Genomic DNA, 21667 nt, shown 5'->3' with positions numbered 1-21667 from the left:
GGCCGGCGGAGCTCACGGATCGGGAGGACGAGCTGATGGGTGAACCCGTCGACGGCGGGACCGGACAGCGACGGGCGAGCGTCGCGACCGTCCTGCACCGGGTGGAGATCGGGATCGGTGCGGTGACGCTCGTCGTGCTCTTCCTGCTGGTGCTGGTCCAGGCCGGACAGCGGTACCTGCCGGTGGAGGGCTGGGCGTGGACCGGCGAGCTGGCCCGGTTCTGCCTGGTGTGGCTGACCTTCACGGTGGCCGGGGCGCTGGTGAGCAGCGACTCCCACATCGCCCTGCAGGTGGCCGACATGATCCCGCGCGAAGGGCTGGTGCGCGCGGTGCGGGTGTTCGCCGCGCTGATGGTCGCGGTGATCGGCGCCGGGTTCGCGGTCGAGGCCTGGGACCTGGTCACCTCGCAGACCCGGATCCGGTCGCCCGCCATGGGAATGCCGCTGAGCTGGCTCTACGTGCTGCCCCTGCTCGGGTTCGTGAGCACGGCCGTGCGCGGCGCCGTGCTCGCGGTCCACATCGCCCGGCACGGGGTGCCGCACGACGACCACGACGACGAGGAACCGGCCGGCGCCCCGGGCACCGGGGAGGGGCGCGCATGAACCTGCTGCTGCTGAGCCTGGCGATCATCGTGCTGCTGGCGCTGCGCGTGCCGGTGGCGTTCTCCTTCCTCGGCCCCTGCCTGGGCTACCTGCTGCTCGACGGGCAGTCGCTCGGATCGAGCCTGCGCCTGGTGGTCAACGCGACCGCCAGCTTCCCGCTGCTGGCGGTGCCGCTGTTCGTGCTGCTGGGCGTGCTCGCCAGCCGCGGCGGTATCGCAGACCTGCTGTTCGACTTCGCACTGGCGGTGCTCGGGCGCGTGCGCGGCGGGCTGGGCTACGTCAGCGTCGGGGTGAGCCTGGGCTTCTCCTGGATGAGCGGGTCGGCCGTCGCCGACGCCGCGGCCCTCGGGAAGATCCAGATCCCGGCGATGCTGCGCGCGGGCTACCCGCTGCGCTTCGGGCTCGGCGTGACCGGCGCAGCGGCCCTCATCGCGCCGGTCATGCCGCCCAGCATCCCCGCGGTGATCTACGCCGGGGCGGCGGCGGTGTCCACCGGGGCGCTGTTCGCGGCATCGGTGATCCCGGCCCTGCTGATGGCCGCAGGACTGTGCGTCGTGGTGTTCGTCCTGGTCCGCCGCATGCCCGGCATCGTCCCGGTCGGGTTCTCCTGGGCGCGGGTGCGCGAGACGGGCCGGCGGGTCATCGCCCCGATCGGCGCCCCGGTGATCATCCTCGGCGGGATCCTCACCGGCGCGTTCACCCCCACCGAGGCGGCCGCCGTCGGCGTGGCCTACATCCTGGTCCTCGGCTTCGCCTACCGCCGGCTGCACGTGCGCGACCTGCCCGGCGTGCTCGCCGAGACCGTGGTCACCACCGCAGGCATCATGCTGATCGTGTCCTCGGCCTCGCTGCTGGGCTACATCCTGGCCCGCGAGCAGGTCCCCCAGGCGCTGACCGAGGGCTTCTTCGGGCTGACCGACGACCCCACGGTCTTCATGGTGCTGGTCGCGCTGCTGATGCTCATCCTCGGCACGGTGGTCGACCCGACCGCGGTGCTGGTGCTGGTGGTGCCCATCCTGCTGCCGATCAGCTCCGGCTTCGGCGTGGACCCGATCGTGCTCGGCGTGCTGATGATCGTCTCGCTGATGATCGGGCTGCTGACCCCACCGGTGGGGACGGTGCTCTACGTGCTCAGCGCGGTGGCCCGGACCCGGGTCGGTGAGGTGTTCCGCGGCTCGCTGCCGTTCATCGTGCCGCTGCTGTTGCTGCTCGTCGGCATCATCGCCTTCCCGGACGCCGTGATGTGGTTGCCGCGGGAGCTGGGCCTGTGAGCGGCGGCGAGCAGGTCCCGACCGGTGCGCCGCCCGCGCGCCGCTCCTACCTCATGGGGCTGCTCGGCCAGGGGATCGGGCCCTCGCTGAGCCCTGAGCTGCACGAACGCGAGGCGGCCAGGCAGGGCTTGCGCTACACCTACAAGCTGGTCGAGCTGAGCGACGCCCAGCTCGACCCGGGCCGGCTGCGCGAGTTGCTGGCAAACGCGGTGACGCTCGGCTTCGACGGGCTGAACGCCACCCACCCGGTCAAGCAGGCGATGGCGACCCTGGTCGACGACCTCGCACCGGAGGCGGCCGGGATCGGAGCGATCAACACCATCGTCGTCGACGGCGGGTCAACCCACGGGCACAACACCGACATCACCGGCTTCGCGCTGGCCATGCGCGAGGGGCTGGCCGACGTCCGCCGCGACCGGGTGGTGCTGGTGGGTGCCGGCGGGGCCGGGACGGCGGTCGCGCACGCCCTGGCCGGGCTGGGGGTCGGCGAGCTGTCGGTGGTCGAGACCGACCTCGCCCGGGCGCAGCGGCTGGCCTCCTCGCTCGAGGGGGTCCGCGACCGGACGGCGGTGACCGTCGCCACCGCCGACCGGCTGCCGGAGCTGCTGGCGGGCGCGGCGGGGCTGGTGAACGCCACGCCGATGGGCATGGTGGCGCACCCCGGCTCGCCGGTGCCGCCCGAGCTCCTGCGCCCCGAGCTGTGGGTGGCCGACATCGTGTACCGGCCCCTGCACACCGAGCTGGTCCGCGCGGCCCGCGCCCTGGGCTGCCAGGTGCTGACCGGCGCGGCGATGGCGGTCAACCAGGCGGCCCACGCCTTCGAGCTGGTCACGGGTCGACCGGCGGACCGCGCGGCCATGGCCGCGGATTTCGACCTGCTCGTCGCCGACGAGGTCGGCGCGACCGGTTCCCGGACCGCGGCCGATCCCGGTCGCGCGCCCGTCGCCGAAGCGCAGAACGCACGAGCCCAACGAAGGGAATGACCATGTCCTCTCATCCCCGACCGCCCCGCGCGCTGCTCCTGGCGTCCGTCCTGCCGCTGCTACTGGCGACGGCATGCGGTGGGGGCGGCGACACGGGCGGCACCGGTGGCTCCGGCGCTCCAGCGCCGGTGGAGCTGACCCTGGCCCACAGCTACACCGACCAGCAGCCGCAGCATCGGTGCGGCGCCCAGGTGATCGCCGACCAGGTCGCGGCGGCGAACGTCGGGCTGAGCGTGGAGATCTTCCCGAACAGCCAGCTCGGCGGCGACGCCGACCGCTTCCAGTCGGTCGCCGCGGGGGACATCGACATCGACATCCAGGGCGCCTCCGCGCTCGGCGCGTCCCACGCGCCGATGAGCGTGGTCGACGCCGCCTACGCCTTCGACGACGCCGAGCACCTGGCCCGGTTCTTCGCCGACCCCGCCTCCGACGAGCTCAAGAGCGGCTTCGCCGAGGCGACCGGGGTGCAGGTGCTGGGCGCGTGGTCGGCTGGAGCCCGGCAGTTCACCGCCAACCAGCCCATCCGTCAGCCCGCCGACCTGCAGGGGCTGCGCATGCGCTTCCCCAACTCGCCGCAGTTCCTGATGAACGCCCGCGCGCTGGGCGCGAACCCGACGGAGGTCGCCTTCGAGGAGCTCTACCTGGCGCTGCAGCAGGGCACCGTCGACGGCCAGGAGAACCCGATCGTCAACATCGACGCGCTGAACCTCGGTGAGGTGCAGGACTTCCTGAGCCTGTCGGGCCACCAGCAGAACTCGAACCTGGTCATCCTCGGGCCGGTCTGGGAGGAGCTCTCGCCCGAGCAGCAGCAGGCGCTCTCGGCGGCGGTCGACAGCGCGGTGGAGCAGGTGCCCGGCTGCGTCGCCGAGGATGAGACGCGGATCCTCGACGAGTACCGCACCGCCGGTGCGTTCCAGGTCGTCGAGGACGTCGACGTGGCGGCGTTCCGCGCGCAGGCCGAGCAGTACCTGCGCGCGAACCTCAGCCCCGAGCAGCTGCCCGTCTACGAGGCCATCCGCAACGCGGCCTCGTGACCGGCGGTTCGTCCCCGGCCCTCGGGGCCGGTCCGTCGCGGACCGGCCCCGGGGACGCCGTCCCCACCTTCCGGGGCCCGGTCGACCCCGCCGCGCTGGGGCCGACGCTCGTCCACGAGCACGTCTTCGTCGGCCACCCCGAGCTCGACCTCAACCACCCGCACCCCGAGTGGGACCCCGACCGCGCGATCGAGGACGCCGTCGAGCGGCTGACCCGGCTGCACGGCCTGGGGGTGCGCACGGTGGTGGACCTGACTGTGCTGGGCCTGGGCCGCGACGTCGCCCGGCTGGCCGCGGTGGCCGAGCGGGTCCCGCTGCACCTGGTCGCGGCCACCGGCTACTACACCGCGGACGTGCTACCGGCGTTCTTCGGCACGCACGGGCCGGGTCGGCCGGTCGGCGGTCCCGACCCGCTGGTCGAGTTCTTCGTGCGCGACATCGAGGAGGGCATCGCAGGCACCGGGGTCCGGGCCGGGATGCTCAAGGTGGTCACGGACGAGCCGGGCATCACCCCGGACGTCGCGCGGGTGATGTCCGCCGCCGCCGAGGCGCACGTGCGCACCGGTGTCACGATCACGACGCACAGCCGCCCGGCCAGCCGCACCGGCCCGGCCCAGCAGGAGTTCCTCGGCGCCCGCGGCGTCCCGCCTGAGCGCATCATCATCGGCCACAGCGGCGACAGCGAGGACCTCGACCAGCTTCGTGCGCTGATGGACGCCGGCTCCACGATCGGCATGGACCGCTTCGGCATGGAGCACGTGCTCCCCGACGAGCGGCGGGTCGCCACCGTCCTCGCGCTGCTCGCCGAAGGGTACGCCGACCGGATGGTGCTCTCGCACGACGCGGCCTGCTTCAGCCGGGTGACCCCGCCGTCGTGGCGGGCGGTCCACGCCCCCCACTGGCACTACGAGAACCTGTCCCGCCGCGTGCTGCCGATGCTGCGCGCCGGCGGGGCGAGCGCGGCGGACCTGCACCGGATGCTGGTGGTCAACCCGGCGCGGCTGCTGGCGCCCGGGCCCGCGCGACGACGGCACGCCCCGGTAGCCGGGGCCGCACCGACGCCGCGGCCGTCCTAGAGTCAAGGCCTGCTCTTCGCCGCGTCCCGGGAGGTCGTCGTTGGTCGCCTCGTCCGTGCCGCCCGAGGACCGCACCCGCGACGCCGACCGCACGCGCGCCGAGATCCTCGACGTCGCCACGAGGGTGTTCGCCGACCAGGGCTACTCCGGTGCCCGGGTGGATGAGATCGCCGCCCGCACCAGCACCACCAAGCGGATGCTCTACTACTACTTCGGCAGCAAGGAAGGCCTCTACCTGGCCGTGCTGGAGCGGGCCTACGCCGGCATCCGCGCGCTCGAGCGGCAGCTCGACGTCGAGCACCTGCCCCCGGTGCGGGCCATCCGCCAGCTCGCCGAGCTCACCTTCGACCACCACGAGTCGCACCCCGACTTCATCCGACTGGTCAGCATCGAGAACATCCACCGCGCGGAGCACCTGGTGGCCTCTCCGATGCTGGAGGAGCTGGCCGGGCCCGCGCTGCAGGTGCTGACCGGGATCCTGGAGCGCGGCCGCGCCGAGGGCCTGTTCCGCGACGACGTCGACGCGCTCGACGTGCACATGGTGATCAGCGCGTTCTGCGTGTTCCGCATCGCCAACCGGCACACCTGGAGCGCGATCTTCCGGCGCGACATGCTCGACCCGGCCCGCCGCGAGCACTACCGCGCGCTGCTGGGCGATCTGGTGCTGGACTACCTGACCGCGCGCTGACCTCCCGCCCGTGCGTCCACCCTTGACAACCCCGACCGGGTTAACTCACCATCCGGTACCTCACTAAACGGTACATAACCGTTCAGTACATACGCGCCACCCGCTGGTCTGCCCTGTCCCGCATCGTCGCCTCCTCAGGGAGCCCTCCGTGACCTCGCCAGAAGAGCCCGCCCACGCACCCGCACCCGGCTCCGCCGTCCCCCTGCCACCCGCGGGCAAGCCGCGCAAGGCGGCGCTGGCCGCCTGGATCGGCAGCGCTCTGGAGTACTACGACTTCTTCATCTACGGCACCGCCGCCGCCCTCGTCTTCAACAAGATCTTCTTCCCGTCCTCGGACCCGGCGGTCGGCACGCTGCTCTCCCTGGCCACGTTCGGCGTCGGCTACGTCGCCCGCCCGATCGGCGCGATCGTGCTCGGTCACATCGGCGACCGGTTCGGCCGCAAACGGGTGCTGGTGCTGACGATCCTGCTGATGGGCGCGGCCACCTTCCTGGTCGGCTGCCTGCCCGACTACGAGCAGATCGGCACGCTGGCCCCGGTGCTGCTGGTCGTGCTGCGGCTGCTGCAGGGGCTGTCCGCGGGCGGCGAGCAGGCCGGCGCGAACTCGATGAGCATCGAGCACGCCCCCGACCACCGGCGCGCCTTCTTCACCAGCTTCACCCTCAGCGGCACCCAGGCCGGGTCCATCCTGGCCACCGCGGTGTTCCTGCCGGTCGCGGCGATGCCCGAGGAGACCCTGCTGTCCTGGGGCTGGCGGGTGCCGTTCTGGCTGTCGGCGATCGTCGTCGTGGTCGCCTTCGTCATCCGGCGCACACTCGACGAGACGCCGGTGTTCACCGAGGAGGTCGAGCGGGGCAAGCGCCCCGAGCTGCCGCTGGCCGTGCTGTTCCGCGACCACTGGGCCGACGTCCTGCGCGTCGTCCTGGCCGCCACCGTCGCCTCGGTCAGCACGATCTTCGGCGTGTTCGCGCTGGCGTTCGCGGTGGAACCCGGCGGTCTGGACCGCTCGGTCATGCTGTGGGTCGCGATCCTGGCCAACGTCGTCGCGCTGGGCGCGATCCCGCTGCTGGCCGCGCTGGCCGACCGGGTCGGGCGCAAGCCGGTGTTCATCGCCGGGACGCTGGGCAGCGCGGTGCTCGTCGGGGCCTACCTGTGGTCCATCACCACGGGGTCCTACGTGCTCATCTTCGTGATCGGCGTGCTGCTGTCCGGAGTGGTCTACAGCGCGCCCAACGGGGTCTGGCCCGCCTTCTACGCCGAGATGTTCCCGACGAAGGTGCGGCTGTCCGGGATGGCGCTGGGCACCCAGATCGGCTTCGCGATCGGTGGCTTCGCGCCCACCATCGCGGCGTCGCTGGCCGGCGGGGAGCTGTCGGGCTGGCTCCCGGTGGCGATCTTCACCGCCGGGCTGTGCGTGGTCTCGGCGCTCGCCGCGGCCAGCGCGCGGGAGACCTACCGCACCCCGATGGCCGAGCTGGGCGCCAAGCGCCCGGCGAGCGCGGACGAGGGCGTCCGGGCGGCGTGACCGGGCCGGGCGCGGGGTCCACCTCACGGCGTGAGCCCCCGCGCCCGACCGGTGACCGCGGCACTGGCGGCCCACAGCCACTCCTGAATGTCCCGGTCGTAGGACACCTCCGGCGAGCGCGCCTCGGCGTCGCGCACGAAGTACCGGCCGGTCACGCCGTCGAGCTCAGGCGCGGTGGCCACGCGCAGGACGGCCGCGGCACCCTGCTCGGGGGTCAGCAGGAACCGCCGCAGCGCCCCGGCCAGCGGCGCCAGCACCGCGGGCAGGGCGTCCGCGGCGATCCGGGTGGCGACCACGCCGGGGTGCACCGCGTTCACCGTGACGCCGGTCCCGCGCAGCCGCTCGGCCAGCAGGTAGCCGCACATCACGGTCAGCAGCTTGGCCCGGGCGTAGGCCTGGAACGGCGCGAAGCGCACGTCCGGGTTCATCCGGCGCAGGTCCGCGACCTCGAACGGGTCGAGCAGCACCGGGCGCGGGCGGCGGCGCACCGGGAACCGGCGGGTGTCGGCGATCGTCGCCGACACCACGTTGACGACCCGGGCCGGTGCCCCCGCCCGCAGCGGCTCGAGCAGCAGGTCCGTCAGCGCGAAGGCGGCCAGGTGGTCCACCGCCACGTGCATCTCCACGCCCTGCGCGGTCACCGCGCGCCGGCGGAGCAGCGCGCCGGCGTTGTTCACGAGCAGGTGTAGCTCGGGGTGGCGCGAGCGCACCCCGGCGGCCAGCTCGTGCACGGCCGCGAGGTCGGCGAGGTCGGCGGCCCGCGCGTCCAGCCGGTCGACGCCGATCCGCGCGGCCACCTCGGCGCGCAGCCGCTCGCCGTCGGCGGGGGTGCGGATCACCGCGACCACGGTGTGGCCGCGCCGGGCCAGCTCGGTCACCAGCACCCGACCCATGCCGCCCGCGGCCCCGGTCACCACGGCGACCTTCCCGCTGGGAGGTGCGGCTGGCTCGGTCATGGCGGCTCCCCGGTCGCGGTGCGGGCGGGCTCCCGCCCCCGGCGCCACGATGCCGGGACCGCACCGGGGTGTCCGCGTCGCAGGACGCGCGCGGATGTGCAGAAGGACGCAGATCAGCCGGTGGGTCGCCAGCCCAGCGCCGGCCCGAGGCGGGTGGCCATGTCGGTGAGGATCTGCACGTAGTCGTCGGGCTCGAAGCTGAACGGCAGCGCGAACGCCACCTCGTCGACCTCCTGGAACCCGGCGTGGGCGTGCAGCTGCTCGGCGACCTCCTCGGACGTGCCGATCAGGTCGCGGGCGAAGAGCATCCGGGCGGGCCCCTGCGGGCTCGCGGTCCGGGGCGTGCGGGCCTCGACGTAGGCGGCGTACCTGGCCCGCTGCTCGGCGGTGGCGCTGTCGGTGGGGATGACGACCAGCCCCTGCGAGACGCGCGCGGCGTCGCCGTCGGGGTGGGCGGCGCGGAAGGCCCGGATCGACGCGCGTTGGACCTCGGCGAAGTCCACCGGGGCGTCCGGGTCCTCGGCGCCGCTCTCGACCTTGACGACGCTGCTGGTCAACAGGTTCAGGCCCTGCTCACCGGCCCAGCGCGCGGACTTCCGGCTCGCCGCGCCGTACCACAGCCTGCCGGCGAGCCCGGGGGAGTGCGGCTGCACCCGCTCGGAGAACTCCTCGAAGCCCTGCCGGCCGCGGAAGTCGCTGGCCGGCTCGCCGCGCACCAGCCGCAGCAGCCGCGCCACCCGCTCGGTGGTGAAGTCCTCCACGTCGCCGGTGTCGGGGTAGAGGGCCCCGCGCACCCGCTCGTAGTTCATCGGCGGGCCGACGCTGAACCCCGGGTTGAGCCTGCCCCCGGACAGCACGTCCACGGTGGCCCAGTCCTCGGCGACGCGCAGCGGGTTCTCCCAGCCCAGCGGCGTGACGGCGGTGCCCAGCTCGATGCGCCGGGTGCGCTGGCTGGCCGCGGCGAGCACCGCGACCGGGGAGGAGATGCCGAACTGCAGGTGCCGGTGGCGCAACCAGGCGCTGTCGAAGCCCAGCCGCTCGCCCAGCTCGATGATCTGCAGCGTGGTCTCGTGGCCCGCCGCGGGGTCGTCGGCGTCGAACAGGCCGATGGTCAGGAACCCCATCCGCCGCAGCGGTTGCCCGGCGACCGGCATTCGCCCTCCCGAGCCGCGAACTCGATCTTCCGGTGACGATGGTGGCCCCGGTCGGTGGACGGGGCAAGCGCCGGGAGCGGCGTGACCGCGGTGGCCACCGGCACGTGCACCAGCGCGTCGACGCTCTCGGCGACCGGGCCCGCCTCGACGCGGAAGTCGGTGTCGCGGACCGGGTCGTACACCGGGCCGATCATCCGGGTCACCAGCGGTTCGGACGCCCACCTCCGGATGCCCCGCGGAGCGCCGTCCAGGTCGTCCAGCGCCAGCAGCACCGGCTCCGGGGCCCCGGCGAGCAGCGCCTCGGTGAAGCCCGGGGCCACCTGCGGGACCGGGAACGGGACGCTGCCGCGCCCGAAGGTCAGCGCGACGACGGCGTACCCGTCGCCCAGGGCCTGCCGCAGGAGCCCGCCTGCGTTGGGGTGGTTCTCCCACGGCGAGGTCGGGATGACCCGTTCCGGCGCCGCGACGACGTGCGCGGTGCCGCCCCAGTGCGCGACGCGCTGCCCGGTGCGCCGGTGCCACGCGAGGTCGCGGCGGGCGAGCTCGCGCTCCACCGACGCCAGGTCCTCGGGGTCGTCGCCGTCGGAGGTGTCGTGCACGACCCGCACCGGGTCCTCGGGGTGCTCGCGCGCGTAGGAGCGCAGCCACCGCAGGACCGCGGCGGCCTCCCGGTGGTGCAGGAAGCCCTGGCTCGCCCGCAGCAGGGCGTCCGGGTCGCCCTCGCCCGTGCGCACCCACAGGTCGAGCGCCCGCGCGGTGCGGTAGGGCTGGTCGGTGCCCTCGATCGCCACCGCGCGCACGCCGTCGGCGACGAGGGCGCGCAGCAGGGCGTGGGTGGCCAGCACCAGCTCGCGCGCGGAGCGCACCGCCGAGGCGATGCCGACCACCGCCTTCCCCGACAGCGCGGGCGGCAACTCGGGCACCCCCTCGAGCGACAGCGGTCGCACGTGCTCCGACACCCAGCGGCTGACCTCGTCCGGTCCGACGTCCACACCCCGACGCTAGGAGGTGAAGTCGGGTCGAGGTCAACCGCTGGTGACCGAGGCATCCCGGTCGATCCCGCGCCGCACCAGCCCCGGCGGCCGAGCCGGCCCGCGCCCGGCGGCCCGCAGCAGGGTGCCGACCTCCCGGTCGGCCGCCAGGGTGCCGGGCGGCCAACGCCATCATGTCCGGCACGGTGGACGGGTCGACGTGCGCGGACCGGTCCCACGCCCGGGAGCGGCGCAGCGCCTCCTTGTGCTGCACGCCCGCGTGCCGCACCCCGCACCACCAGCGCCGCCGCGGGCGGCTTCCCGCCCACGGCCACGGCGGCCAGCAGCGCGGGGTCGTCGGTGACGGCGGCCGTGCCGTCCACGTGCGCGACCTCGGTCCGGCCCGGCACCGCGGCGGCGAGCGAGACGCGGTCGTCGGACAGCACGTTGTGGGAGGTGTCGGTGCGCAGGTTCCCGCGCCGGTCCGGGATCGCCAGGGTCGCGCCGTCCAGCACGCGGAGGAACCCGGCGCCGTCGCCGCGCGGGCTGGTGTCGCCGTGGCCGGCCCTGATGATCGCACCCGGACGGGGCCGACCCGGGCCCGGGCGGGCGGCCGGGAGGGCCGCCCGCCCGGCGCGGCTCACTTCTTCTTGACCGCGCTCTTCGTGCTCGCGGTCGCCGGGCTCGCGGAGGCGCCGTTCGAGCCGGGGTCGTCCGCGTCGGCCAGCTCCAGCTCCGCGGTCGCCTGCACCAGTGCGAGCAGGTCGGGGTCGAGGCCGGGGGCGAACTCCTCCGGGCGCTCCACCGCGATGTCCATCGGGAACCCGTCGGGCATCTGCTCGGTGCTCAGCGTGCCCCCGCCCACGGCGGCCGGGGCCGAGCCGCGGTAGATCTTGCCGGCCTCGGAGAGGTTGTCGGCGCTGAACGTGTACTGCTTGAGGTGCAGGCCCTGGTCGAGCAGCTTCTTGACCTCCGGGAACCGCTCCGCGTCGGTCTTCGGGATCGGCAGCGTCCTGCCCCAGTCGATCCCCAGGCTCTCCAGCGCCTTGGCGTAGGCGTTCTCGTGGGCCTGGTCGCGCACGATCAGGTAGGAGATCGTCGCCCGCGCGGTCTTGTTGCTGGTCATCTCGTAGATGCGGCACTTCTGCAGCCGCCCGGTCGACTCCAGCATCAGGTTGTAGAGCAGGTCGAGCACCAGGTTGCCGCTGTTGTAGACGTAGGAGCCCGACCACGGGTTGCCCGCGGAGTCCACCGGCAGCGCGCCCTGCCCGGCGACCAGGTAGTGGTGGATGTTGCCCATGCTCAGCGCGTCGGAGAGCGGTGTGGCCCCGCCCTTGCCGGGCTCGTCCACCGGCTTGGTCGCCTTGCCGTTGTAGCGGGGCGAGCCGTCGGTCAGCCGGGCGATCGTGGTGCCGATCAGCTCGACGTGGCTGATCTCCTCGGTGCCCACCCCGTAGAGCAGGTCCCGGTAGGGCTTGCCGGTCGCGCCGCGGAAGTTGAAGCTCTGGAACAGGTACTGGATCATCGTGCGCATCTCGCCGAACTGCCCGCCCAGCCCCTCCTGCAAGGCGTTGGCGGCGGCCGGGTCCGGCTCGTCGGGCACGATCTCGTTGATCAGCTTCTGCACGTGCAGGAACACGAGGAACTCCTCGTCGTCAGCGGCGGGCGGCCCGTTCGGATCTCCCGGTGGTGCTGGACTGCCATGCCCGCAACCGCGCGGTGTACCCCTCTGCGGCGACTTATTCTTCGAATCGGCCTCCGGGATGGGCTCGCCGGTCGGGCAGCGCGTGGCCGCGCGCGGTCGCAGACTGGGCCGGTGCCCGAGGACGACGGCTGCCCGAAGCGCATGGAGTACGGGCCGTGCGGTGGAGTGCGCCCGGACCTGACCTGCGAGATGGCCGCCCACCCGTGCCCGTTCGCGGTGGGCGGTGAGGTCGTGGCCTGGCACGGCGAGGAACCCCCGGCGCCTGGGCCCTCGGCCCTGCTGGAGCGGGCGCGGACCCGCCCGGTCGTGCTGACCGACCTCACCGTCCGGCCGTTCGACGCGGCGAACGTGCGGGCCGTGACCCGGATCCTGGCCGGGTCGTGCGACGCCCTGCTGGTCGGCGAGCACCACGGGCGCCCGGACTTCCCGCCGGCGCTGATGGCGACGCTGATCCGCGACATGGGCGGGCAGCCCGTGATCACCCTGAGCTGCCGCGACCGCAACCGGGTGGTGCTCGAGCAGGAGGTCGCCGGGCTGGCCGAGGTCGGGGTGGCCGGGGTGCTGTGCGTGACCGGCGACGGCCGCGCGCCCGGGGTGCGCCTCGGCGCCACCCAGGTCTTCGACGTCGACGGCACCCGGCTGGCCGCGCTGGCCGCGGCGGCCGGGCTGGTGGCGGCGGTGCCCGAGGCGCCCGACGCGCCCCCGGTGCCGATCCGCCCGGCGCGACTGCGCGAGAAGCAGCGCGCCGGGGCCCGGCTCGCCGTGCTCAACCACGTGGGCTCGGTCGACCGGCTGGCGGCATTCGCCGCCGCCGCGCGGGCCGCGGGGGCGACCGTGCCGCTCGTCGCCGGGGTCGCGGTCTACACCGACGAGCACTCGGCCTCGGTGCTGCAGCGCTTCCCGGGTCTGCACCTCGACCCGGAGCAGGTCGACGCGGTGCTGCGGGCGCCCGACCCGGTCGCCGCCGGGATCGCCGCCGCCGTGGCCGAGGCGCGCGCTTTGCTCGCCGTCGACGGGGTAGTCGGGGTCAACCTGTCCGGGTCGGCCTCGGCCCGCGGGGTGGAGTTCGCGGCCGGGATCAAGGCCGAGGTGGGTCGGCGGATCAGCGGAGGGCGGGCGACATGACGGGGAACGCGACCGAGCGGGGCGCAGCGGAGGAGGGACCGGCGGAGGAGGACTCGGCGATGGAGGCCGAGTTCGACGTGGTGGCCGGCTGGACCCGCGACGCGGTGGCCGCGCTCGGCCCCGACCACGCCGTCCCGGCCGCCTGCCGCGGCACCGCCAGCCCGCCCGCGCTGACCTGGCTGGGCGAGGCGTGCGAACTGGCCGCCGGTTCGCGGCTGGTCGACGCGGGCGCCGGGGTCGGCGGCCCGGCGGCGTTCGCCGCGGAGCGCTTCGGCGTGCGCCCGGTGCTGGTGGATCCCATGGTCGGGGCCTGCCGGGCGGCGCGCGAGCTGTTCGGCTTCCCAACGGCGGCCGGCACCGGCGACCGGCTGCCCCTGGCCACCGGCACCGCCGACGCCGTGTGGTGCCTCGGGGTGCTGTGCACGACCGAGGCGAAGGGCGCGCTGCTGGCCGCGCTGCACCGGGTGCTGGCGCCCGGGCGCCCGCTCGGGCTGTTCGTACTGGTGGCCGAGCGGCAGCCGGTGCTGGACGCCCCGGAGGGCAACTCCTTCCCCACCCACGACGAGCTGGCGCGCGCGCTCGACGTGGCCGGCTTCGACGTCGTCCAGCAGGTGGCGGCGGCCGACCTGCCCGCCACCCCGCGCTCGTGGCAGGAGCGCATCGACCGGGTGGAGCGGGCCGTCGCCGACGCGCACGGCGACGACCCGCGGTTCGGCCAGGCCGGCGAGCAGCAGGAGCGGATGGGCCGGCTGCTGGGCTCCGGGGCGGTCGCCGGGTGGTTGCTGCACGCCACCGCCCGCTGACCGCGTCCCGATCGGTCTGATGTGGACGGTGCACGCCGCCGTGCCGCGCTGCGACGACGGCGTGCACCCGCTCAGTGCCGCGGCTAATCAGCAGGCCAGCGCGGCTCGGCCGCCGGGTCGATGCCCAGCGCCGCCTTCCCGATCGTCTCCACCGCCACGTCGTTGGACGGCGGGTGGAACTGCCCGGCCCGCACGTCGCGGTAGTAGCGCTCCAGCGGCAGCTTCCGGAAGATGCCGTGCCCCCCGACCATCCGCACGCAGCGGTCGACCGCGGCGTCGGCCGCGTTCACCGAGACGTACTTGAGGGCCTGGATGTCCGAGGGCTGCAGCAGCTCCCCCGCGGCCCGGCGGGTGATCACGTCGTTGAGCATCGCCTCGGCCGGGCGCAGGGCCAGCTCGATCTCCGCGGCGCTGCTCACCTGGGCGGGCTGGCGGGCCATCGGCAGCGAGGCCCCGGTGACGGTCCGCCCGCCGACGTAGTCGTAGGCGAACCGCGCGGCGCTGCGGGCGATGCCCAGGTAGACCGCGGCGATCGAGACCGCGAACCAGGCGAACGTGCGCTCCTGGGCGGCGTCCCACACCGGCGGGGCGCTCGGGTCGCTGCCGCGCTGGACGGCGGCATCGGGCACGAACACGTCCTCGAAGACGACGTCCCACGAGCCGGTCCCGCGCATCGCCATGGTGTCCCAGGTGTCGACGAACCTCAGCCCGGGCGTGTCGCGGCCCAGGCCGAACAGCAGCAGCCGGCCGGTCTCGGTGTCGGCCGCGGTGCCCCAGAAGAACTGCAGCACCGGGGCCAGCGAGCAGAACGACTTGCGGCCCTTGATCAGGTAGCCGCCCTCGACGGGGTGCGCCGGGGTCGAGGACGTGCGGACGTTGAGGCCGGTGGCGGCGTCGGTGAGGCTGCCGCCGACGATCACCCCGGCGGCGACCATCCGGAAGATCGGCTCCGCGGCGCGCTCACCGCCCTTCCAACCCTCGGCGGCCGCGCCGACGCCGAACAGGTGCATGTTGGTGGCCAGCGCGGTCGACGCGCAGGCCCCGGCGATGATCTTCTGGCAGGCGGCGAAGGTGGCCAGGTCGACACCGCCTCCCCCCAGCTCGGTGGGCACCACCGAGCTGAGGTAGCCCACCTCCTTCATGCGTTCGACGTTCTCGAACGGGAAACGGGCCTCCCGATCGATCTCGGCGGCCCGCGGAGCGAACTCCTCGGCCAGCTGGGTGGCGATCTTGGTCCACTCGGTCATCTCACGGCTCCGGGTTCACGGCTCGACGACGATCTTGCAGTGCTCTTCGGGGTCGCCGAGCGCCTCGAACGCCCACGGGACGCGGTCCAGCCCGACCCTGGCGGTGACCAGCGGGGCCACGTCGATCTCGCCCTCGGCGATCGAGCGCAGCGACGCGGCGAACTCCTCGGGGGTGTAACCGAGGACGAACTGGAGGTTCAGCTCCTTGCTGATGGCGAAGTACGGGTTCACCGTGTCGGCGTTCATGCACACCCCGACGACCACCACCCGCGACTGCGCGGGCGCGCAGCGCAGGATGTCGTCGAGGATCCCGGGCACGCCGATCGCCTCGAACACGACCACCGGCGCGCCCGTGCCTGCCCGGGCCCAGGCCGTCTCCTCGCGCGGGTCGACGACGTCGGTGGCGCCCAGCCCGGCGGCCAGCGCGCGGCGGGCGGGGGAGAAGTCGGCGGCCACGATCGACTCCACGCCGCGCACCTTCAGCGCCCCGATCACCGCCAGCCCGACCGGACCGCAGCCCAGCACGACGGCCTTCTGCCCGGCCTCGACGCCGGAGCGGTTGACCGCGTGCAGGCCCACCGCCATCGGCTCGGTGAGCGCCGCGTGGTGGGCGGGCAGCCCGTTGGGGACCTCCTGCAGCAGCGGCACCGACAGCACGATCCGCTCGCCGTAGCCCGCCTTGATCCGGTTCGAGTAGACGATGGCGTCGATGCCCGAGCCGTCCGGGCGGGGCAGCACCGGGAACGCGGTGACCAGCGTCCCGGCCGGCGGGGCGGTCGTGCCCGGCCCGGCCTCGAGCACCTCGCCGGCGAACTCGTGGCCCATGTAGACGTCGCGCGACAGGTCGAGCTCCTCGCCGCCCATGCGCGGCACGCCCTGCATGGTCCGATCCAGCGCCAGCATGTCCGCGCCGTGCTTGGCGAAGTGCAGGTCCGACCCGCAGATGCCGCACGCCTTCACCTGCACGAGCACCTGGCCCGGCCCCGGGACGGGCTCCGGCACGTCCTCGCGGACGAGGATCTCCCCGGAGTTGAGCACCGCGGCGCGCATCAGGCCTGCCCCTGCTGCTGCGGCGCCGCGCCGGCCTGCTCGACAGCGTGGCTCTTGATCGCGTTGACGACCGCCTCGCCGGCCCGGCCGAAGATCTGCTCGCGCTTGCCGACCGCCCAGTCGTGGGAGGCCTTCGGCGCGGCCAGCCGGCCCTTGAAGTGCGGGATCACGTGCCGGGCGAACAGCCGGTACGACTCGATGGTCGCCGCGGGGGCGGCCCAGTCGTGGCCGAGCTGCAGGAACGTGCCGAACCCGCCGGACTGGTCGAGCAGCTTCTCGACGTAGGCGATCGCGTCGTCCGGGGTGCCGATCATCGCGCGTCCGCTGGCCGCGTACTGCTCGATGAACGCGGTGTCGGAGACCTCGCCGTCGCCGCCGTCGGCGAGCGGGACGAACCCGGCGCCGCCGCCGAAGTAGTTGGCGAAGTCGCGCAGCCCGTGCCGGCAGTCCTCGACGGCCTGCTCGCGGGTCTCGGCGATGTGCATCTGGCCCAGCACCCGCCAGGTGGAGCGGTCCGGCGCCGGGCGGCCTGCCTTGGCGGCCTGCTCCTCGACGATGCCCCAGGCGTTGCCGATGGCCGCGAAGCCCTCCGCGGCCGCCGACATCGACAGCGACAGCAGCGACGCCCCGTACTGGCCGGCCAGGCGGGGCCCGGACGGCGAGACCATCGCCGCGACCGCGATCTCCGGGTGCGGCCACTGGTAGGGCCGCAGCTGCAGGCGCGCCTCGCGCATGGTGAACCAGTCGGTCTCCCGGGTCACCGGCTCCTCGCTGGAGAACAGCGCGGTCACCGCCTCCAGCGCCTCCTCGTGGCGGCGGCGCTGCTCGACCGGGTCGATGCCCATCACGAACGCGTCGGTGGGCAGCGCCCCCGGGCCGGTGCCGAAGATCAGCCGGCCGCGGGTGAGGTGGTCGAGCAGGCAGATCCGGTCGGCCAGCAACCACGGGTGGTGGTAGGGCATCGAGACGACGCCGGTGCCCAGCCGGATGTTCTTGGTGCGCTGCGCGGCGGCGGCGATGAAGATCTCCGGGCTGCCGATCAGCTCGTAGCCGCCCGAGTGGTGCTCGCCCACCCAGGCCTCGTCGAAGCCGAACCGGTCGAGCGCCTCGATGCGCTCCAGGTCGTACTCCAAGGCCAGCGTCGGGTCCTGGCCGTAGGGGTGGAACGGGGCGTAGAAGACCCCGAAGTTCAGCGGACGGCTCATCTCACTTCCCCCAACCGATGCCGCGCAGCCAGTCCAGCAGCGCGGTGTTCACCTCGTCGGCCTTCTCCTGCTGGACCCAGTGCCCGGCGTCGTCGACGAGCACGTTGCCGCGGAAGTCGGTGAGCCACTCGCCCTGGCGGTCGGGCGGGGCCATGACCAGCACCGGGTCCAGCGCGCCGCCGATGAACAGGCTCGGCGCGCCGACCTTCGCCCCCGCCAGCTGCGGGGTCGTCTCCCAGTTGCGGTCGAAGTTGCGGTACCAGTTCAGCCCGCCGGTGAACCCGGTGCGGGTGAACTCGGCGATGTAGAAGTCCAGCTCCTGCTGCGAGAGCCAGTCCGGCAGCGCGTCCGGCTCGGGGAACCGGGCGACGAACCCGCGCCCGTCGTCGGCGTTCGAGTCGATCGAGCCGCCCCGGTCGGTGCGCACGCCGCAGAGCATCCGGCGCATGGCCGTGGCCGGGTCGCCGTTCAGCTCGGCGTCGGCGACCCCGGGCTCCTGGAAGTAGAGGATGTAGAAGAACCTGCCGTCGAACACCTGGCGCCACAGCTGGGTGGGCGGCGCGGGCGGGCGAGGGCTGAACGGCACGCTCATCCCGCACACCCCGGCCACCCGGTCCGGGTGCAGCAGCGCGGTCTGCCAGACCACCATCGAGCCCCAGTCGTGCCCGACGAACACCGCCTTCTCGGCGCCGATGTCGTCGAGCAGGCCGATCAGGTCGTCGGTCAGGTGCGTGATGTCGTAGTCGCCGATCGCCTCGGGCCGCGAGCTGCGGCCGTAGCCGCGCTGGTCGGGGGCGAGGACCCGGTAGCCCGCCGCGCCCAGCGCCGGCAGCTGGTGGCGCCACGAGTAGGCCAGCTCGGGGAAGCCGTGGGCGAGGATCACCGGTGGCCCGTCCGCCGGCCCGTCCTCGAGGACGTGCAGCTCGACTCCGTTCACAGCGACTGTGCGCTCAGCGGCCACGGTGCCACCTTCCTGGTAACGGTCGTTGCCAGGAACCTAAGGTATGGTCACGTGCGTTGCCAAGACTTGACGAGACCAACAGGCCGGCCCGCTGGGCGGGCGTGCCCGCGGCCGACAGGGTGGCCGAGCGCCGCGCCCTGCTGCTCGACGCGGGTCTCGAACTGCTGGGCACCCTCGGGCTGGCGGGCACCACGGTCCGCGGCGTCTGCGCCGCCGCCCGGCTCAACGCCCGGTACTTCTACGAGAGCTTCCCCGACATCGACGCCCTGGTCGTCGCGGTGTTCGACCGGGTCGTGGAGGAGCTGCGCGAGGCGGGCGACGCCGCGGTGCGGGCGGCGGGGACCGACCCGGTGGCCCGGGTGCGCGCGCTCGTGGCCACGACCGCCGAGTTCGTCGACACCGACCGCCGCCGTGCCCGGGTGCTCTACGTCGAGGGCCGGGCGCACGAGCAGCTGCTGCACCGGCGGCTCGAGTCCGGCTCGCTGATCGCCGGGCTGATCGCGACCGAGACCGGCGGCGAGGAGCCCGGCGTCGCGCACCGGGTGGTGGCCGCGTTCCTGGTCGGCGGGTTCAGCGAGCTGCTGATGCGCTGGCTCGACGGCGAGATCCCGGTCGAGCGCGACCGGCTCGTGCGCGACACCACCGAGCTGTTCCTCGCCCTCGGTCGCGCCGGCGCCCGCCTCGCCAACCCCTGACCACGGTCAGCGGCCGGGGAAGTCGGCGGGGCGGCGCTCCAGGAAGGCGGCCACGCCCTCGGCGTGGTCGGCGGAGGCGAAGCACTCGGCGAGCGCGACGCCGGTGGCCCGGACGTGCGCCGGTAGGTCGCGGGCGAGCCCGTCGAGGGCGAGCTGCTTGGTCCGGGCGACCGCGAACGGCGAGGACGCCGCGATCCGGGCGGCCAGCCCCGCCGCCGCCGACGGCAGCTCCTCGGGGGTCACGACGGCGGTGGCGAAGCCGAGTGAGAGCGCCTCCGCGGCGCCGAGGTCCTCGCCGGTGTAGAGCAGGCGCAGGGCGGGGGCCAGGCCGATCTGGCGGGGCAGCAGCCAGGTGCCCGCGCCGGTGTCGCTGACCAGCCCGCGGTGCACGAAGTTCCACCGGAACCGCGCCCGGTCCGAGACGATCCGCAGGTCGGCCTGGGTGGCGAACTCCGCGCCCATGCCCACGGCCATCCCGTCGACCGCGGCGAGCACCGGCTTGGGGCAGCCGACCAGCAGCGGGATGCGCCCGCCCCGCTCGTCGGTCGGTCCGCCGTCGCCGCCGGGGCGGCCGCGGTCGTCCGGGCGGCGCCCGGCCAGGTCGGCGAGGTCGATCCCGGAGCAGAAGCTGCCCGGCACGCCGGTCACCACCAGCACCCGCACGTCGGGGTCGGCGCCCGCCCTGGCCACGGCCTCGCCGAACTCGCCGAGCATCGCGTAGGTCATCGCGCCGCGCTTGTCCGGGCGGTCGATCGTCACCGTGGCGACGCCGTCGGCCTGGTCGTAGCGGATCTCACGCATGTGCCGCCTCCTCTTCCCCGGGCCCGGGGTGCGGTGCCATGCTAGCTGAACGATCGTTTAGGGAGGGTTCGTGGACTTCGCGCTTCCGACGGAGCTGGCGCAACGGCTCTCCGAGCTCGACGCGTTCATCGACTCCGAGATCGTCCCGCTGCAGCACCAGGACGACAACGAGCGATTCTTCGACCACCGCCGCGAGTACGCCCGCACCGACTTCGAGAACGGCGGAGTGCCCCGCCGGGAATGGGAGGAACTGCTCCGGGAGATGTTCCGCCGGGCCGACGCCGCCGGGTGGCTGCGCTACGGCCTGCCCGCGGAGGTCGGCGGCTCGGACGGCTCCAACCTGGACATGGCGGTCATCCGCGAGCACCTCGCGCACCGCGGGCTCGGCCTGCACAACGACCTGCAGAACGAGTCGTCGGTGGTCGGGAACTTCCCGTTCGTGCACATGATGCTGGAATACGGAACGGCCGAGCAGAAAGCGCAGTTCCTGGAGTCGATGCTCACCCGGACCACCCGGATCGGATTCGGGCTGACCGAGCCCGAGCACGGCAGCGACGCCACCTGGATGGAGACCACCGCCGTACGCGATGGTGGCGACTGGATCATCGTGCACGAGAACCGCATCCGGCAGGCGGCCTCCGGGGTCGGGGCCGGCCAGTACTGCATCGACCGCAGCGTCTCCTACGCGCGCGAGCGCAGGACGTTCGGCCGGCCCCTGGCCACCCGCCAGGAGATCCAGTGGCCGCTGGTGGAGCTGCAGACCGAGGCCGAGATGGTGCGCGGGCTGGTCCGCAAGACGGCCTGGGAGCTCGACCGGGTCCCGCACATGCAGATCAGCGACAAGGTCTCGATGTGCAACTACCGGGCCAACCGGCTGGTCTGCGAGGCCGCCGACCGCGCCATGCAGGTGCACGGTGGGCTCGGCAACACCCGGCACGTGCCGTTCGAGCACATCTACCGCCACCACCGCCGGTACCGGATCACCGAGGGGGCCGAGGAGATCCAGATGCGCAAGGTGGCCGGCTACCTGTTCGGCTTCGCCGGGCCGGGCAAGGTGCGGTCGTGACCGCGCCCGGTCCGTCGGCCGACCGCCCGGCCGTCACGTGATGGCCGCCCGCGCGCGAGTAGCGTGGCCCGTCCGCCGCCCAGGCCCCGGCGGATCGGACGGGAGGTGGCCCGGTGGCGGGTGCGGCAGGCTCCGACCCGACCGCCCGTCCGGCGCCGGTCGGCGAGGCGGCGATCCTGCAGGCGGCGATCGCGGTGATGGCCGAGCACGGCTACCACGGCACCTCGGTGCGCGACATCGCCGAGCGGGCCGGGCTGAGCGCGGGCGCGCTCTACCACCACTTCGCCTCCAAGCAGGAGGTGCTGGCCACGATCATGGAGCGCGGGATCAAGGCCCTGCTCAGCCGCACCCGCACCGCGCTGGACGGGGCCGGGGACGACCCGGTCGCCCGGCTGCGCGCGCTGGTCGAGGTGCAGATCCTGTTCCACCTGCAGGACCAGCGCGGCACGCTGCTGGGCACCAGCGAGCTGCGGGCGCTGGAGGAGCCGGTGCGCACCCGGCACCTGGCCAAGCGCGCCCAGCAGCAGCGGTTGTTCGACGCGGTGGTGGCCGACGGCGTGGAGCGGGGTGTGTTCGCCACGCCGTTGGCGTCGGAGGCGTCGCGGGCGATCGTGGTCATGTGCACCGGCGTGGCGGCGTGGTTCTCCCCGTCCGGGCGGCTGTCCGGACGGCAGCTCGTCGCGCGCTACCAGCGGTTGGCGCTGGCCATGGTGGGCGGGCCCGCCCCGGAGGACGACACGGGTTGAGGG

At 74.1% G+C, this 21667-nt stretch carries 21 protein-coding genes; 12 read left to right on the top strand and 9 right to left on the bottom strand.

The genetic code is table 11. From position 1 onward, the window contains the following. Positions 1 to 35 precede the first annotated feature (35 nt). The 7 genes from KDL28_RS01805 to KDL28_RS01775 all read left to right on the top strand — a co-directional run bounded on the left by KDL28_RS01805 (position 36) and on the right by KDL28_RS01775 (position 7179). The gene (locus KDL28_RS01805) at positions 36 to 602 is read left to right on the top strand and encodes a TRAP transporter small permease (protein WP_252435369.1); all 567 of its coding nucleotides are present in this window, start codon (positions 36 to 38) and stop codon (positions 600 to 602) included. Continuing rightward, positions 599 to 1873, top strand: coding sequence for a TRAP transporter large permease (locus KDL28_RS01800; protein ID WP_252435368.1), 1275 nt, complete (start codon positions 599 to 601; stop codon positions 1871 to 1873). The genes KDL28_RS01805 and KDL28_RS01800 overlap by 4 nt, the downstream gene beginning before the upstream one ends. After that, the gene (locus KDL28_RS01795; protein ID WP_252435367.1) at positions 1870 to 2856 is read left to right on the top strand and encodes a shikimate dehydrogenase; all 987 of its coding nucleotides are present in this window, start codon (positions 1870 to 1872) and stop codon (positions 2854 to 2856) included. Before KDL28_RS01800 ends, KDL28_RS01795 begins: the two co-directional genes overlap by 4 nt. A 2-nt stretch (positions 2857 to 2858) precedes the next feature. Continuing rightward, the gene (locus tag KDL28_RS01790) at positions 2859 to 3890 is read left to right on the top strand and encodes a DctP family TRAP transporter solute-binding subunit (protein WP_252435365.1); all 1032 of its coding nucleotides are present in this window, start codon (positions 2859 to 2861) and stop codon (positions 3888 to 3890) included. Next, positions 3887 to 4966 carry a phosphotriesterase family protein gene (locus KDL28_RS01785; RefSeq protein WP_252435363.1) on the top strand — a complete coding sequence of 360 codons (1080 nt, stop codon included), beginning with the start codon at positions 3887 to 3889 and terminating at the stop codon, positions 4964 to 4966. The genes KDL28_RS01790 and KDL28_RS01785 overlap by 4 nt, the downstream gene beginning before the upstream one ends. Before the next feature lie 40 nt (positions 4967 to 5006). Beyond that, positions 5007 to 5654 (top strand): TetR/AcrR family transcriptional regulator, encoded by a 648-nt coding sequence (locus KDL28_RS01780; protein ID WP_256500589.1) that lies wholly within the window; start codon positions 5007 to 5009, stop codon positions 5652 to 5654. 202 nt (positions 5655 to 5856) lie between these two features. Further along, positions 5857 to 7179: an MFS transporter gene (locus KDL28_RS01775; RefSeq protein ID WP_252435423.1), complete on the top strand. Its 1323-nt coding sequence runs from the start codon at positions 5857 to 5859 to the stop codon at positions 7177 to 7179. A 23-nt stretch (positions 7180 to 7202) separates the two neighbouring features. Here KDL28_RS01775 and KDL28_RS01770 read toward each other — a convergent pair whose 3' ends face one another. The 4 genes from KDL28_RS01770 to KDL28_RS01755 all read right to left on the bottom strand — a co-directional run bounded on the left by KDL28_RS01770 (position 7203) and on the right by KDL28_RS01755 (position 11899). Next, positions 7203 to 8135 (bottom strand): SDR family NAD(P)-dependent oxidoreductase, encoded by a 933-nt coding sequence (locus KDL28_RS01770; RefSeq protein ID WP_252435361.1) that lies wholly within the window; start codon positions 8133 to 8135, stop codon positions 7203 to 7205. A 113-nt stretch (positions 8136 to 8248) separates the two neighbouring features. Then, a complete protein-coding gene (locus tag KDL28_RS01765) occupies positions 8249 to 9289 on the bottom strand; it encodes an LLM class flavin-dependent oxidoreductase (protein ID WP_252435359.1) in 1041 nt (346 codons plus the stop codon). Next, positions 9247 to 10281 (bottom strand): erythromycin esterase family protein, encoded by a 1035-nt coding sequence (locus tag KDL28_RS01760; RefSeq protein WP_252435358.1) that lies wholly within the window; start codon positions 10279 to 10281, stop codon positions 9247 to 9249. The genes KDL28_RS01765 and KDL28_RS01760 overlap by 43 nt, the downstream gene beginning before the upstream one ends. A gap of 619 nt (positions 10282 to 10900) precedes the next feature. Next, on the bottom strand, positions 10901 to 11899 hold the full coding sequence (locus KDL28_RS01755; protein ID WP_252435357.1) for a manganese catalase family protein: 999 nt from the start codon (positions 11897 to 11899) through the stop codon (positions 10901 to 10903). A 177-nt stretch (positions 11900 to 12076) separates the two neighbouring features. Here KDL28_RS01755 and KDL28_RS01750 point away from each other — a divergent pair, with 177 nt between their 5' ends. Beyond that, positions 12077 to 13090, top strand: coding sequence for a methylenetetrahydrofolate reductase (locus KDL28_RS01750; RefSeq protein ID WP_252435355.1), 1014 nt, complete (start codon positions 12077 to 12079; stop codon positions 13088 to 13090). Then, positions 13087 to 13893, top strand: coding sequence for a class I SAM-dependent methyltransferase (locus KDL28_RS01745; RefSeq protein ID WP_252435354.1), 807 nt, complete (start codon positions 13087 to 13089; stop codon positions 13891 to 13893). The genes KDL28_RS01750 and KDL28_RS01745 overlap by 4 nt, the downstream gene beginning before the upstream one ends. An 83-nt stretch (positions 13894 to 13976) precedes the next feature. Here the strand turns inward: KDL28_RS01745 and KDL28_RS01740 are convergent, their stop codons facing one another. Genes KDL28_RS01740 through KDL28_RS01725 form a run of 4 tightly spaced genes read right to left on the bottom strand, consistent with a single transcriptional unit; the run spans position 13977 to position 18332 of the window. After that, positions 13977 to 15140, bottom strand: coding sequence for an acyl-CoA dehydrogenase family protein (locus KDL28_RS01740; RefSeq protein WP_252435353.1), 1164 nt, complete (start codon positions 15138 to 15140; stop codon positions 13977 to 13979). A 15-nt stretch (positions 15141 to 15155) separates the two neighbouring features. Beyond that, positions 15156 to 16190, bottom strand: coding sequence for a zinc-binding dehydrogenase (locus KDL28_RS01735; protein WP_252435352.1), 1035 nt, complete (start codon positions 16188 to 16190; stop codon positions 15156 to 15158). Next, positions 16190 to 17395, bottom strand: coding sequence for an LLM class flavin-dependent oxidoreductase (locus KDL28_RS01730; RefSeq protein WP_252435351.1), 1206 nt, complete (start codon positions 17393 to 17395; stop codon positions 16190 to 16192). The genes KDL28_RS01735 and KDL28_RS01730 overlap by 1 nt, the downstream gene beginning before the upstream one ends. 1 nt (position 17396) lies before the next feature. Next, positions 17397 to 18332, bottom strand: a complete 936-nt coding sequence (locus KDL28_RS01725; RefSeq protein ID WP_308215907.1) for an alpha/beta fold hydrolase — start codon at positions 18330 to 18332, stop codon at positions 17397 to 17399. Positions 18333 to 18412: 80 nt separating this feature from the next. Here KDL28_RS01725 and KDL28_RS01720 point away from each other — a divergent pair, with 80 nt between their 5' ends. Then, positions 18413 to 19051: a TetR/AcrR family transcriptional regulator gene (locus KDL28_RS01720; protein ID WP_252435349.1), complete on the top strand. Its 639-nt coding sequence runs from the start codon at positions 18413 to 18415 to the stop codon at positions 19049 to 19051. Positions 19052 to 19057: 6 nt separating this feature from the next. On the opposite strand, the gene KDL28_RS01715 is transcribed toward KDL28_RS01720, so the two are convergent. Further along, positions 19058 to 19852 (bottom strand): enoyl-CoA hydratase/isomerase family protein, encoded by a 795-nt coding sequence (locus KDL28_RS01715; protein WP_252435348.1) that lies wholly within the window; start codon positions 19850 to 19852, stop codon positions 19058 to 19060. 70 nt (positions 19853 to 19922) lie between these two features. Here KDL28_RS01715 and KDL28_RS01710 point away from each other — a divergent pair, with 70 nt between their 5' ends. Both KDL28_RS01710 and KDL28_RS01705 read left to right on the top strand, forming a co-directional pair. Then, positions 19923 to 20918 carry an acyl-CoA dehydrogenase family protein gene (locus KDL28_RS01710; protein WP_252435347.1) on the top strand — a complete coding sequence of 332 codons (996 nt, stop codon included), beginning with the start codon at positions 19923 to 19925 and terminating at the stop codon, positions 20916 to 20918. A gap of 113 nt (positions 20919 to 21031) precedes the next feature. Continuing rightward, positions 21032 to 21664: a TetR/AcrR family transcriptional regulator gene (locus KDL28_RS01705; protein WP_252435346.1), complete on the top strand. Its 633-nt coding sequence runs from the start codon at positions 21032 to 21034 to the stop codon at positions 21662 to 21664. The last annotated feature ends 3 nt before the right edge of the window (positions 21665 to 21667 follow it).

It is taken from the genome of Pseudonocardia humida, from assembly GCF_023898865.1.
Classification (GTDB): Bacteria; Actinomycetota; Actinomycetes; order Mycobacteriales; family Pseudonocardiaceae; genus Pseudonocardia; species Pseudonocardia humida.
This window is presented reverse-complemented; position numbering and strand designations above follow the sequence as displayed.

Bases quoted from the DNA above. Each gene is read 5' to 3' on its own strand.
- KDL28_RS01805 (WP_252435369.1), top strand. From the start codon at position 36: ATGGGTGAACCCGTCGACGGCGGGACCGGACAGCGACGGGCGAGCGTC.
- KDL28_RS01790 (WP_252435365.1), top strand. From the start codon at position 2,859: ATGTCCTCTCATCCCCGACCGCCCCGCGCGCTGCTCCTGGCGTCCGTC.
- KDL28_RS01800 (WP_252435368.1), top strand. From the start codon at position 599: ATGAACCTGCTGCTGCTGAGCCTGGCGATCATCGTGCTGCTGGCGCTG.
- KDL28_RS01770 (WP_252435361.1), bottom strand. From the start codon at position 8,135: ATGACCGAGCCAGCCGCACCTCCCAGCGGGAAGGTCGCCGTGGTGACC.
- KDL28_RS01745 (WP_252435354.1), top strand. From the start codon at position 13,087: ATGACGGGGAACGCGACCGAGCGGGGCGCAGCGGAGGAGGGACCGGCG.
- KDL28_RS01730 (WP_252435351.1), bottom strand. From the start codon at position 17,395: ATGAGCCGTCCGCTGAACTTCGGGGTCTTCTACGCCCCGTTCCACCCC.
- KDL28_RS01715 (WP_252435348.1), bottom strand. From the start codon at position 19,852: ATGCGTGAGATCCGCTACGACCAGGCCGACGGCGTCGCCACGGTGACG.
- KDL28_RS01740 (WP_252435353.1), bottom strand. From the start codon at position 15,140: ATGACCGAGTGGACCAAGATCGCCACCCAGCTGGCCGAGGAGTTCGCT.
- KDL28_RS01765 (WP_252435359.1), bottom strand. From the start codon at position 9,289: ATGCCGGTCGCCGGGCAACCGCTGCGGCGGATGGGGTTCCTGACCATC.
- KDL28_RS01735 (WP_252435352.1), bottom strand. From the start codon at position 16,190: ATGCGCGCCGCGGTGCTCAACTCCGGGGAGATCCTCGTCCGCGAGGAC.